This is a genomic window from Leeuwenhoekiella marinoflava DSM 3653 (genome assembly GCF_900129005.1).
In the GTDB taxonomy this organism is placed as follows: Bacteria; Bacteroidota; Bacteroidia; order Flavobacteriales; family Flavobacteriaceae; genus Leeuwenhoekiella; species Leeuwenhoekiella marinoflava.
In genome coordinates this window covers 203,336-215,727 of sequence record NZ_FQUN01000008.1, presented here as the reverse complement: position 1 = coordinate 215,727, position 12,392 = coordinate 203,336, and the positions used below count along the sequence as shown (strand labels likewise).

The 12,392-nt window shown below is 36.3% G+C and carries 12 protein-coding genes; 4 read left to right on the top strand and 8 right to left on the bottom strand.

The annotated features are described in order from the left end of the window. Nucleotides 1-57: 57 nt before the first annotated feature. The 3 genes from BUB91_RS08405 to tsaB are packed head-to-tail and all read left to right on the top strand — an operon-like array spanning nucleotide 58 to nucleotide 3,369. Nucleotides 58-1,383 carry a TolC family protein gene (locus BUB91_RS08405; RefSeq protein WP_073098784.1) on the top strand — a complete coding sequence of 442 codons (1,326 nt, stop codon included), beginning with the start codon at nucleotides 58-60 and terminating at the stop codon, nucleotides 1,381-1,383. 42 nt (nucleotides 1,384-1,425) lie between these two features. Then, nucleotides 1,426-2,691 carry an efflux RND transporter periplasmic adaptor subunit gene (locus BUB91_RS08400; RefSeq protein ID WP_073098783.1) on the top strand — a complete coding sequence of 422 codons (1,266 nt, stop codon included), beginning with the start codon at nucleotides 1,426-1,428 and terminating at the stop codon, nucleotides 2,689-2,691. A gap of 3 nt (nucleotides 2,692-2,694) precedes the next feature. Then, nucleotides 2,695-3,369 carry a tRNA (adenosine(37)-N6)-threonylcarbamoyltransferase complex dimerization subunit type 1 TsaB gene (gene tsaB / locus BUB91_RS08395; protein ID WP_073098782.1) on the top strand — a complete coding sequence of 225 codons (675 nt, stop codon included), beginning with the start codon at nucleotides 2,695-2,697 and terminating at the stop codon, nucleotides 3,367-3,369. 25 nt (nucleotides 3,370-3,394) lie between these two features. On the opposite strand, the gene BUB91_RS08390 is transcribed toward tsaB, so the two are convergent. The 3 genes from BUB91_RS08390 to BUB91_RS08380 all read right to left on the bottom strand — a co-directional run bounded on the left by BUB91_RS08390 (nucleotide 3,395) and on the right by BUB91_RS08380 (nucleotide 5,646). Then, nucleotides 3,395-4,252, bottom strand: a complete 858-nt coding sequence (locus BUB91_RS08390) for a mechanosensitive ion channel family protein (protein WP_073098781.1) — start codon at nucleotides 4,250-4,252, stop codon at nucleotides 3,395-3,397. Nucleotides 4,253-4,445: 193 nt separating this feature from the next. Beyond that, nucleotides 4,446-4,646: a dodecin family protein gene (locus BUB91_RS08385; protein ID WP_073098780.1), complete on the bottom strand. Its 201-nt coding sequence runs from the start codon at nucleotides 4,644-4,646 to the stop codon at nucleotides 4,446-4,448. 94 nt (nucleotides 4,647-4,740) lie between these two features. Then, nucleotides 4,741-5,646 carry a NifU family protein gene (locus BUB91_RS08380; RefSeq protein ID WP_073098779.1) on the bottom strand — a complete coding sequence of 302 codons (906 nt, stop codon included), beginning with the start codon at nucleotides 5,644-5,646 and terminating at the stop codon, nucleotides 4,741-4,743. A gap of 139 nt (nucleotides 5,647-5,785) precedes the next feature. Here BUB91_RS08380 and BUB91_RS08375 point away from each other — a divergent pair, with 139 nt between their 5' ends. Further along, nucleotides 5,786-6,778, top strand: coding sequence for a PorP/SprF family type IX secretion system membrane protein (locus BUB91_RS08375; protein ID WP_449543905.1), 993 nt, complete (start codon nucleotides 5,786-5,788; stop codon nucleotides 6,776-6,778). Here the strand turns inward: BUB91_RS08375 and murI are convergent. The 5 genes from murI to BUB91_RS08350 form a co-directional block, all read right to left on the bottom strand. Then, nucleotides 6,775-7,566: a glutamate racemase gene (gene murI, locus BUB91_RS08370; RefSeq protein WP_073098777.1), complete on the bottom strand. Its 792-nt coding sequence runs from the start codon at nucleotides 7,564-7,566 to the stop codon at nucleotides 6,775-6,777. The two genes, BUB91_RS08375 and murI, sit on opposite strands and share 4 nt — an antisense overlap. A 72-nt stretch (nucleotides 7,567-7,638) precedes the next feature. Beyond that, complete coding sequence (locus BUB91_RS08365) at nucleotides 7,639-8,151, bottom strand: OmpH/Skp family outer membrane protein (RefSeq protein ID WP_073098776.1); 513 nt, start codon at nucleotides 8,149-8,151, stop codon at nucleotides 7,639-7,641. A gap of 72 nt (nucleotides 8,152-8,223) precedes the next feature. Beyond that, on the bottom strand, nucleotides 8,224-9,030 hold the full coding sequence (locus tag BUB91_RS08360) for an OmpH/Skp family outer membrane protein (protein ID WP_073098775.1): 807 nt from the start codon (nucleotides 9,028-9,030) through the stop codon (nucleotides 8,224-8,226). Between the two features lie 33 nt (nucleotides 9,031-9,063). Then, nucleotides 9,064-11,646: an outer membrane protein assembly factor BamA gene (bamA, locus tag BUB91_RS08355; RefSeq protein ID WP_175551006.1), complete on the bottom strand. Its 2,583-nt coding sequence runs from the start codon at nucleotides 11,644-11,646 to the stop codon at nucleotides 9,064-9,066. Nucleotides 11,647-11,650: 4 nt separating this feature from the next. Continuing rightward, nucleotides 11,651-12,391, bottom strand: a complete 741-nt coding sequence (locus BUB91_RS08350; RefSeq protein WP_073098773.1) for an isoprenyl transferase — start codon at nucleotides 12,389-12,391, stop codon at nucleotides 11,651-11,653. Nucleotide 12,392 lies beyond the last annotated feature (1 nt).

The following is a 12,392-nucleotide window of genomic DNA, read 5'->3' as shown; positions in this document are numbered from 1 at the left end:
AAACCTTTGGTGTAACACTTTACATTGAAGTACTACTTATTATACAGAATTTTAATTATGAAGAATTCAATACTCTTTTTTATTCTAGTTTTTTCAGCAGTTTCCGGCTTTGCTCAGCAGAAATGGACGCTGCAAGAATGTATTCAGCGCGCTCTTGATGAGAACATTCAGGTGCGCCAGGCACAATTAGATATTGACGCTGCTAAGCTTGATAAATCTGATGCTGAAGGTAATTTTTTACCTACGCTTAATGCCAGTGCAAGTGTTTCTAAGAACACGGGGCTAAACTTTGACCCCACGAGTAACTTAGCAACAACAACACAATTCTTATCTGCCAGCGGTGGTATCAATACAGACTACAATCTTTTTGATGGTTTAAGAAACTTTAAGCAAGTACAGCGTGCAAAATTAACGGCTCTTTCTGCACAATACAGTTTTGAAAAGTTGGAGGATGACATTGCTTTAAATGTAGCTAATGGTTATTTGCAGGTTATTTTAAATAAAGAGAATTTAAAAGTGTTACGTTCTCAAAATGAAGTAACTAAAAAACAACTTCAGCAAACTAATGATCTGGTAGAAGGTGGAGTTTCTCCAAGAGGAGATTTACTTGAAGTACAAGCTCAAAATGCGAGTGAAATTCAAAGTATAGTCGCGGCAGAAAATGCGGTTCAGATATCCTTGATTAGTTTAGCTCAAACTTTATTGATTAGAGATTATAAGAATTTTGATATTGCAGATGGTGATTATCAGATTCATGGAGAAGATGTATTGTTGAAGTCTCCACAAGAAATTACGGAGTCTGCTAAAGAAGAACGTTATGAGGTGAAAATAGCTGAGAATAGTTTAGATATCGCTGAAAAAGATGTTGAGATTGCAAGAGGAGCTAGATGGCCTACATTATCTGCCTTTTTTGGATACAGTACACGTTATTCTGAGCAAGATCTTGTGAATAGCTTTCAAGAGCAATTGTATTTAAATGATGGTATTTCTTACGGTTTAAGGTTAAATGTTCCTATTCTTAATGGGTTTCAAACCCGTAACAATGTGCGTAGAAGTAAAATTGCTGTAGACCGTGCTGAAATTAGTCTAGAGCAGGCACAGCTAGATTTGGAGTCTAATGTTTATCAAGCTTATTTAGATGCTCAGGGAGCTCTTAAGGCTTATGAAGCTGCAGAGACAGCTGTAGAGTCTCAGGAGTTAGCGTTCTCCTATTCTCAAGATCGTTATGAAGTTGGTTTAATCAATGCCTTTGACTTCAGTCAATCTAAACAACGTTATGATAATGCACAGATAGATTTGAACCGTACCAAATACGATTATATATTTAAACTTAAAGTACTCGAGTTGTATTTTGGGGTTCCTGTAAACGAACTTAAGTTTTAGGATGCTTGCAATTTCTACTCGTGTAGCTGTAATTTTTTAATGATGAAAAAAAAGACGTTAATAATCATTCTTAGTGCTGCTGTAGTACTTATTCTTATATTAATAGGAGGAAAGAAGGCTGGCTGGTTTGGTAAAACAGGAGAATTTAAGGCTGTAGACACACAGGTTGTAGATCGTTCTACGGTGATTGAAACTGTTGCTGCTACCGGAAAAATTCAGCCGGAAACCGAAGTTAAAATTTCATCAGAAGTTTCAGGAGAGATCATAGAACTTCCTGTAGTTGAAGGACAGCAGGTAGAAAAAGGAGATCTTTTAGCACGGATTAATCCAGATTTAATTCAATCTGCATTGACACAGGCACAGGCATCATTACAAAATGTTCAGGCAAATCTTTCTCAGGCAGAAGCCACATTAAAAAATGCAAAAGCAAATTATGAGCGTAATAAAACCTTGTTTGACAAAGGTGTTATCTCTAAATCAGCTTGGGATCAGTCTATATCAGATTATGAAGTAGCTCAAGCTACTGTGAAATCTGCTTATTACAGCGTTCAGAGTTCTGCAGCAAATGTAAATCAGTCTCGCGATAACTTATCTCGTACAACTATTTATGCGCCACTTAGCGGAACCATATCCAGTCTAGATGTGGAATTAGGAGAGCGTGTTGTAGGAACACAACAAATGGCTGGTACCGAGATGATGCGTGTTGCAGATCTAGGCAACATGGAAGTTGAAGTAGATGTTAATGAGAACGACATTGTGAAGATCAATATAGGAGATTCAACACGTGTTGAGGTTGATGCTTATCTTAAAAAACCTTTTAAAGGTCAGGTTACTGAAATTGCAAATTCAGCAGAGAGTAATCTTTCAGCAGATCAGGTTACAAACTTTAAGGTTAAAGTTCGCATTCTTGAGGAGTCATATCATGATTTAATAGTAGGTAAATCAGAAGCTTATTCGCCGTTTCGTCCCGGAATGACGGCCACCGTAGATATCATTACCAATAGTGAGAAAAATGCGATTTCAGTGCCTATTAGTGCTATTGTGATCAAAAATGATACAATCTCTGGTAAATCAGCTTTTGAGAATAATCAATATGAGGCTGTTTTTGTTAAAGAAGGTGATAAAGCTGTTTTACGCAGAATTAAAACAGGAATTCAAGATGACTCTAATATTGTGATTACCGAAGGTTTAGAAACCGGTGATGAGGTTATTACAGGTCCTTACAATACCGTTACAAAATTACTTAAGCAAGGAGATCTCGTAGAGGTTAAAAAAGATGCTAAATTTGGTGCTTCAGAAGAAGACTAAATTATGGCTTTAATACTTTGCTTAGAGACGACTACTACAAACTGTTCTGTTGCTATCGCTAAAGATGGTGAGATCATTGGATTCAAAGAGGATATGGGATTGGACTATTCCCATGCAGAGCGCTTACATGCTTATATAGAAGAAGTTTTGCTTCAGGCTGAAGTAGCGCAATCTCAGTTAGATGCTGTCGCAGTAAGTAAAGGTCCTGGTTCTTATACGGGTTTGCGTATTGGGGTAAGTAGTGCAAAAGGCTTGTGTTTTGCATTGGATATTCCTTTGATTTCTACAAATACTCTTAAGGCTTTAGCGCTTCAAGCAAGGGGAGAGGCTATTCAAAATATAATTCCGGTTTTAGATGCACGTAGAATGGAAGTTTATAGTGCTATCTATTCTTCAGAATTGGAAGAGTTACGCGAGATACAAGCGCAAGTAATAGATGAAAGCTCTTTTGCTTCCGCTTTAGCGAAAGGAAAAACTGTTTTTATTGGAAACGGTGCTGAAAAGTTGAAACCTATCATAACGCATCAAAATGCTGTTTTTCAAACGGAAGCTTTACCTTCTGCAAGAGAGATGACGGTTTTAGCAGAGGCTAAACATAAAATAGGCGACACCGAAGATGTCGCCTATTTTGAACCTTTTTATTTGAAAGACTTCTTAATAAATAAACCTAAGAAATAGGTTCTTTACCTCTTTTAGAAGTTTATTATTTTCCACTAAAACTAGCTCCGCTTTCATTAAAAACGTGCACATCGCGTTGTGGGAATGGGATACTAATACCTTGCTCTTCAAGACGGCGTTTACCTTCTTCTAGTACATACCAGTGCAATGTCCAGTAATCATCATTAGTAGCCCAGAAACGCAGAGACATGTTTACAGAACTATCAGCAAGTTCAGTAACTACAATCATAGGTTCAGGATGTGGATCATGTAAAACAGTATCTTGTTCGTTAACCAGTTTTAATAGAATCTCTTTAGCTAACTTAATATCACTATCATAAGAAATCCCCCAAGTTTGTGCATTTCTGCGTATTCCTTGAGAAGTGTAATTTATAATGTTATCGTTAGATAGTTTTCCGTTAGGGATAACGGCTTCTTGATTACCGAAAGTAATTAATCTTGTATTGAATATTGAAATTTCTTTTACAGATCCATCAACACCTTGAGCAGAGATCCAATCACCAACTTTAAAAGGTCTTAATAGTAAAATAAGTACTCCACCTGCAAAGTTTGCTAATGAACCTTGTAAGGCAAGACCAATAGCTAAACCTGCGGCACCAATTACTGCAACTAAGGAAGCTGATTCTACACCAAGCTGTGTGATAACCAGAACAAAAAGTAGAATTTTAAGCGTCCAGTTGATTAAGTCGGCAATAAATTTTTCAAGAGTTAGGTCGTAATCTTTTCTTGAAAAAAACTTTTTAACTAGACGGTTAACTACTTTGATAATCCAAAAACCGATTACCAGCGTTAAAATCGCACCTATTAAACTGGGAACGAAATCAATAATTTTTTCACCAAATTGCTTGGCATAATCCTCATATTGAGTAATGTCAAAATCCATAGTATAATTTTAATTTGTGCAAAGGTCTTAGTTAAGCGTCATAAATAAAAAATACTTTTGTTTAAATATCGTTAATTCTTTATGTAGCGTGGTTTTAGCAAATATTTATGGGTTTAAACAATATTGTATTTTCACAAATAAAAAATCCCGTAAATAAATCTTTACTTACGGGATTTTTTGAGAGTGGTACCTCTTATTTTACTTCAAAAGTGATTTTTACATTCACTCTAAATTCTGAAACCGTATCTCCGGTAACTACTGCACTTTGCTCATTTACATAAACAGAGCGAATATTTTTTATTGATTTTGACGCTTCTTTTACTGCGTTAGCTGTAGCTTGTTCCCAACTCTTGTTAGAACTTGCTAATACTTCTATTACTTTTAAAACTGCCATAATTATTAGTTTTATTTATTTCAATGATTATCGTTGAATATACGATAATACAAGCAGTTTTAAAAGCTATAAGTTTGTTAATACAATAATTTACTTATCCGTTTATAGCTTCTACGCTATTGATTTTTCCTTGTAACATTTCTTTAAGCATGGTCTCAATACCGTTCTTTAAGGTAAATGTAGAAGAAGGACATCCACTACAAGCTCCTTGTAGAATTACCTTTACATTTTTGGTTTCCGGATCGTAGTGTTTGAACAAAATGTTTCCACCATCGCTGGCTACAGCTGGTTTCACATATTCTTCAATGATGTTTGCGATCTCTTTAGAAGTATCATCAAGTGATTCAAATTTGTTTTCTTTTTCTTGCTCAACAACTTGAGGGGTTTTCTTGAAATTTTCAGATAGAATTTCTTTTCCTTCTTCCATGTAGTTCTTGATAAACTCACGTATTTCTTGAAAAACATCATCCCATTCTGCAACTTCAAATTTCTGAATACTCACGTAATTTGAGTCCATAAATACTTCTTTCACAAATGGAAAATGGAAAAGAGCTAAAGCTAAAGGTGCATTTTTAGCTTCGTCAATATTCTTAAACTCTAGCGTTTCGGTAACAATCTTTTTGTTAGTTACAAATTTAAGTGTCGCCGGGTTTGGTGTGCTTTCCGCGTAAACAGTTACCGGTACTTTTTTAGCCGTACTAGCATCTTCAATAATAACAACACCGTTGTCATTTAAAAAGCTTTCTATTTGTTGCGATAACTCATCCTGAATATCAATCCACTCTACAATATTAAATTTTTCAACAGCGATAAAATTCTGTGAGATATAAACTGTTTTTACGAAAGGCAGGTAGAATAATTGTTGCGCTAATGGCGAATTTTTGGTTTCGTCAATATTTTTAAACTCATAACTGTTGTGATTTACAAGGAATGAATTTGCCTGAAATTTTTTAATTGCAGGATTAGACGTAGGCTCTATAGTGATACTGAATGTACTCATGATTTTATTTTGTGCAAATTTAGCTAATTTACGTCTGATTTGAGTTTTTTAAGTCGTGTAAACCGGTTTCTCTTTTATATTTTAATTAGATTTACTGCGTTTGCCTTATTAACCTGAGGTGTAATTTGAGCGCTAGATTTTGAAGAGACTATTACTGTTGTTTTTATTGTTATGTGGTCTGGCTTCCAGAGCGCAAGAAGGCATCCCGGTGTATTGGGATTATCTTACCGAAAATTTGTATTTATTGCATCCGTCGATGGCGGGAGCTGCTAACTCTAATCAAATACGACTTACCGGAAGACAGCAGTGGTTTGATGTAGAAGATGCGCCTAATTTATATACGGCAGCGGTTAATGGTAGAGTGGGAGATAAAGTAGGTCTGGGTGCTATTTTATTCTCTGATGAGAATGGTAATTTTTCGCAGCGCGGTGTCTTTGGGACGTTTGCATATCACTTATTGCTTTCTAGAAATTATGTTGACCTTAACCAGCTTTCTTTCGGGTTAAGTGTGGGTTTAATGCAAAACACACTTGATGAAAGTGCTTTTGATCTTACAGATTTTGATCCAGTTATTTCTGGAGGAAGTCAAACTGATAATTACTTTAATGTTGATATTGGGATGTCTTATTATTTTTTAGATTTCTATGCGCATGCCACTGTTAAAAATGTTTTGCCGCGTAACCGGGCTATTTTCACACCACAGTTAGAATCTACAAACCAACGTAGATACATAGCATCTGCAGGTTATGTCTTCGGAAAACTAAATAATCCCTGGAGTTACGAGCCGTCTATTATGTTTCAAGCTACCGATGAGACTCAGGAAGTTACTTTAGATATAAACGGAAAAGTGTATCACAAGTTTGATTGGGGGAAATTATGGGGCGGATTATCATACAGAAGAAATCTAGACGGAGCTCAATATCTCAATTCAGACGGAAGTGTTACCAGTCAAAAATCACAATACCTGACTCCTTTTTTAGGAATTACTTATAACAGGTTTTTAGTTGGTTATACCTATAGCTATCAGCGTAATGACATCGTTCTTGCTAATGGTTTTCATCAGATTACTTTAGGCTATGACTTTGGGGAGCGTAGAGAGCCTTACGAATGTAATTGTCCTGCAGTCAACTAAAAATCTAAGTAGCTTATTTTTTTATTCTTAATTGTTTCAGAAGTTAATTTTGTTAAAACTTCAATAGAGGCATTGCTGTACAATTTATGTTCACCTTCGACCTGAATTTGATTCAGTAAATTATTTTTATCGAGAATGCGTTTGGTTTGCAAAGCCACTGCCTGACCACTATCTATTATGGTTACATTTTTAGGAAGTATTTCTTCAATAATAGGGATGAGGTAGGGGTAATGGCTGCAGCCTAATACAAGATGATCAATATTTTGAGCAATCATGGGTTTGAGGTAACTTGCTAAAAGTTCAAACAGTCGATCAGATTTCAATTCCCCGCCTTCTATAAGCTCTACAAGGCCTCTTCCGATGACTTCAATTACGTTTAGCTTACTTGTGTATAAACTTGAGGTACGTGCAAACAATGCGCTGCTTAGTGTTCCTTTTGTTGCCAAAATCCCTATTGATTTTGTTCTTGAAGCCAGAGCTGCTGGCTTGATTGCCGGTTCAATTCCTATAAAGGGAATGTCGTAAGTGTTCCTAAGTGTGTCTATTGCATTTGTGGTTGCTGTATTGCAAGCAACTACAATTAGTTTAGAGCCATAATCTATAAGACGCGCTGTGTTTTTAATAGCGAGTTGAAGAATTTCTTCAGAAGTGCGTTCCCCATATGGTGCATTTTTAATGTCGGCCAAATAGATAGTGTTTTCAGCAGGAAGCGCATGAATAATTTCTTTTAAAATAGAAGTGCCACCCACACCACTGTCAAAAACGCCTATTGGGTTATTAGTTTGCATAATCCAAATATAAAAAAACTGCCCTCCTGAACGATTCAGAAGGGCAGTTTTAAATTAGTTATTTCGTATAGATTAGATACCTAATTCTTTTTTAACGTCTGGCATTAAATCATAACCGTCAGCTAAGATAAGACCCGTACCTGTAGTACTGTCTAATACATATTTATAACCTTTAGCACGCGCTACTTTTTGAATAGCTACACGAGCTTTCTCAACGATAGGCTGTAAAGCTTCAGATTCTTTTTTCTGTAAGTCTCTTAGCGCATTTTGACGATACTCCATTATTTTATTACGTGTCTGCTCTACTTCAGCCTGACGTTGTAAATTAGTTTCGTCTGTTTGACTACCAGCTTCGTTTCCGTAACGCTCCATTGTCTTTTTAAGCTCATTTGCCATGGTGTTCATCTCAGCATCATAAGAACTTTGAAGTTTTTCCAAGTCAGCCTGAGCTTGCTTGTATTGTGGCATACTTGTTAATAACTCTTGAGTTGCGATATGAGCTACTTTTAAGTCTTGAGCTTGCATAAATCCTGTCGTTCCTAAGATTAGGGCTAAGGCTACAACTAGGGTTTTAACGTGTTTCATTTTAGTAATATTAAGTGTTATAATTATTTAAGTTTTAATTCGCCAATTATAACCTATTGGCAAGGTCTGGGTTTAATTTATAGAGTCTTTTATTTTCTGTCTTGCTTCTAATATAGAATCTCTGCGTCGTTGACGTTCTTCTAAGATTTTTTGTCTACGAGCTTCAAACGCTGCTTTTTTAGCTGCCTGAATAGAATCTCTCGTGGCTTTGCGATCAGCAATTAAACGCTCTCTTTCAGTTTGCTTGGCATCCGCTTCAGCTTCTCGCTCTTCACGCTCTTCAACTTGGTCTAACGTTAATGCTTCGGTTTCTTCTAATTCTTGTTTATCGGCTCGCGAATTTATTTGATTTCGTTTTGATGAACGCTTAATACTTAATAAAATCTGATCGCTAATATCGTGTCTTTTATCTGCATATAGCATAACAAGTTCTGAAGATTTGTCTAACACAAAGTCGTATTGTCTTGCTTTTGCAATCTCTTGAACCGCATTAAAAACTTGATCTTGAATAGGCTCTACCAGAACACTACGCTGTTTTATTAAATCTCCTTCAGGACCAAAACGCTTTTGCTGATAGTCTAAAATTTCATTCTGCATAAAACGAATTTCATCTTCCCGTTCTTTGATCAACTCTTGAGTGAGTAATACACGCTCATTTTCTAGCGTCTTTCTCATCTGGTCAATTTCCTTATTACGTTTTTCAATCTCATTTTTCCAACCAGCAACTTTGTTGTCTAATTGAGCTTGAGCTTCTTTGTATTCAGGAACATTTTCTAAGATATAATTCATATCAACATATCCTAAACGAATACTACGCTGTGCTTCTGTTGTCCCAAAGCTTAGTAGGGAAATACAAAGTGTAATTACGTAGTTTCTCATAGTTAATATGATATTAGAAAATATCGTGCCAAATTAAAATTGCTGACCAATTATAAAGTGAGTTTCCCATCCGTTAGGACCTCCTACAGTACCTGGGATTGGGTCAAACCCATAACCAAAGTCAATACCTAGTAAACCAAATGCCGGCATATAAATACGTACACCTGCACCAGCTGACCTGTTCATTAAGAACGGATTGTAGTCTTTAAAATTGTCAAAAGACGATCCTGCTTCTGCAAACATTAACGCATAAATAGATGCTGATGGTTTTAAAGTTATAGGATATCTCAATTCAAATTCAAATTTATTAAAAATTGTAGCACCAGTATTACCATTTCTAGAACTCTCCAAAGAACGATCCTGAGGAACTACAGATTGATTAGGATAACCTCTCAATCTAATCACTTCACGACCGTCTAAAGCATAACCACCCAGACCATCGCCTCCTAAGAAAAAGCGGTCAAATGGAGGAATACCACGATCATTGTTATAGGCTCCTAGAAAGCCAAAATCTACTTTAGAACTCAAAACTAATTTGCCTACTAAAGAGGTAAACCATTGTCCTTCAAATTTTACTTTATAGTATTCAAGCCAGTTAAAGCGTTCTTGGTCAATTTCTGCAATTCGGTCTGAATTGCCATTTTGTGTAGCGGTAGCACGATCTTCTGCTAGTTGTTTGTAATCAGTACCATTCCAAAGAGAATAAGGAGGCGTAAGTTTAGCGGTAAGGCTGAATTTAGACCCTGTTCTAGGGAAAATAGGATTGATATCTGTTTCGTTACGCGATATACCAATTGTGTATGCTAAGTTTTCTGATGATCCATTACCAAAAGTAAAGAGACCTACATTATAATTTTTTAAGTCAAAATGCTGAAAACTGATCGCATGAGAAATGGTGAAATAGTTGTCAGGTACTTCTAAACGTTTAGCCAAACCTATTGACCCCCCTGTGATTAAGAATCGTCTGTCTCTGTCAACATTGGCGCCACGCGTACCGTAATTATAAAGAAATTGAATACTATGAGAGAAACTCAACTGAAGCTGTACTGGTTTTTTACCACCTAACCATGGCTCTGTTAAAGATGCGCTATAAGTCTGGTAAAAAGTACTTGCTTGAGCTCTTAGGCTAAATTTCTGACCATCACCCATAGGTAAGGGTTGGTAAGCTTCTTTATTAAATAAATTCTGAATAGAAAAGTTATTGAAGGAAAGCCCTAAGGTTCCTACAAAACCACCACCACCATAACCACCTTGCAGTTCTATCTGGCTGGCACCTTGTTCAACTAATGCATAGTTGATATCAATTGTGCCGTCATAAGGGTTTGCATTTAAGAACTGAGGATTCAACTGTTCTGGATCAAAGAAACCAGTCTGACCTAATTCACGTGTTGTTTGAAGCACTGCAGCCTGGCTGTAACGCTGTCCCGGACGTGTGCGTAAATTACGGTAGATCACACGGTCTTTAGTTTTGTCGTTACCTGTAATAGTTATACGATCAAAATATGCTAGTTTACCTTCGGTTATTCTAATTTCAAAATCAATGGTGTCATTCTCAACATTAGTCTCTACCGGATTGATAGAAGAAAATAAATAACCACTGTTTTTATATAGGTTAGAAAGGTCATCAGCATTAGGATCCCCGTCTTTAGAGATACGCTCTTTTAGTAGAACACCATTGTAAACGTCTCCTTTTTCAAGACCAAGTTGGCGCGCTAATTCACGATCTGAGTATACACTATTTCCTAAGAAATCAATATCTCCTATATAGTATTTATCACCTTCTTCTACGTGTAACTTGAGTGTGATTAAGTCTTCACCACTGTGTATTAAGGTGTCTGAAATAATTCTGGCATCTCTAAAACCATTTTCTTTATACTTGTCAACTACAGCAACTTTGTCCTCAGCAAAATTCTCTGCAATGTATTTAGAGCGTTTCCAGAAGCGAATAAGATTCTTCTTTTTTGTATTTTTCATCTGCTTGCGAAGTTTCGCATCAGAAAGCTGCTCATTACCTATAAACTCAATGTCTTTGATCTTCACACGATCACTAAGCTCAATATCTACAAGCATATCAACCTTTTGAGTTTCTGTGGTGTCTGTTGCAGGGCGCGTGATGATGGTAACTTTAGAATTGAGGTAGCCTTCTTTTTTATATTTATTTTCAATATAAAATTTAGTCTTGGTAATTAAGTTTTCGGTAACCTTGGTTCCTTTTTTAAGGTTGTTATCTTTAATGATATCTTTTGTCTTCTTCTCTTTGATACCATTGATTGTAACCCTGTTTAATTCAGGAACTTCTTCAATCTCAAATTTAAGGTCAACTTTATCTCCATTGATGGTAGCGTATAGGTTGATATCGCTAAATAAGTCTAGATCCCATAATTTCTTAATCACATTACTAATGCGATCACCCGGTAAGTATACCAGGTCGCCACTTCTTAGACGTGTAAAAGCAATTACGGTTTGCTCATTGTATTGTTTTGCACCTACAACAGATATCTCGCCAATCTCGTACTGTTTTCCGTTTGAAACCGGTAAATCTTGTTGGGCTATTGCAGTTGTGTAGGTAAGGCAGCTTAGTAAAAAGGCCAATATCAGGCCTGCTTGTTTAGGCATCTGCTTAATTAATTTGCTCACTCGTCTTTCCAAATCGTCGTTCTCTTTTCTGATAATTATATATTGCTTCGTACAGATGTTTTCTTGTAAAATCAGGCCATAACACAGGTGTGAAATATAGCTCTGCGTATGCTATTTGCCACAATAAAAAATTACTTATACGCTGCTCTCCACTTGTGCGAATAAGTAAATCCACATCAGGTATATCATGTGTGTATAAATGCTCCTTAATGACTGCCTCATTTATTGAATGTGGCGAAATTAAGTTTTTTTTAACTTTATCGCTGATTTCCTGAACAGTTTTTACCAGCTCTTCCCGTGAGCCGTAACTGAGCGCTAAAGTAAGTTTTAAGCGCGTATTATCTTTAGTTTTTGTAATTACTTCTTGTAGTTCTCGTTGTGCTTTACCAGGTAAATTGGTTAAGCTTCCTATAGCAGCGAGTGAAATGTTATTGTCCTGAAGGGTTTTAATTTCTTTTTTAAGGGATGAAACTAAAAGATTCATCAAAGTATCTACTTCAAGCTTAGGGCGATTCCAGTTTTCTGTAGAAAATGCGTAAAGCGTTACAAAAGGTACTCCTAGTTCAGCACAAGCTTCAATGGTTTCGCGTACAGCTTTAGTTCCTTTTTTATGCCCATTGATACGAAGAAGTCCCTGATTTTTAGCCCAGCGCCCGTTACCGTCCATAATAACGGCAATATGCTGAGGGAGCTTATCTTGATCTATTTCGTTTAAAAAATCCATT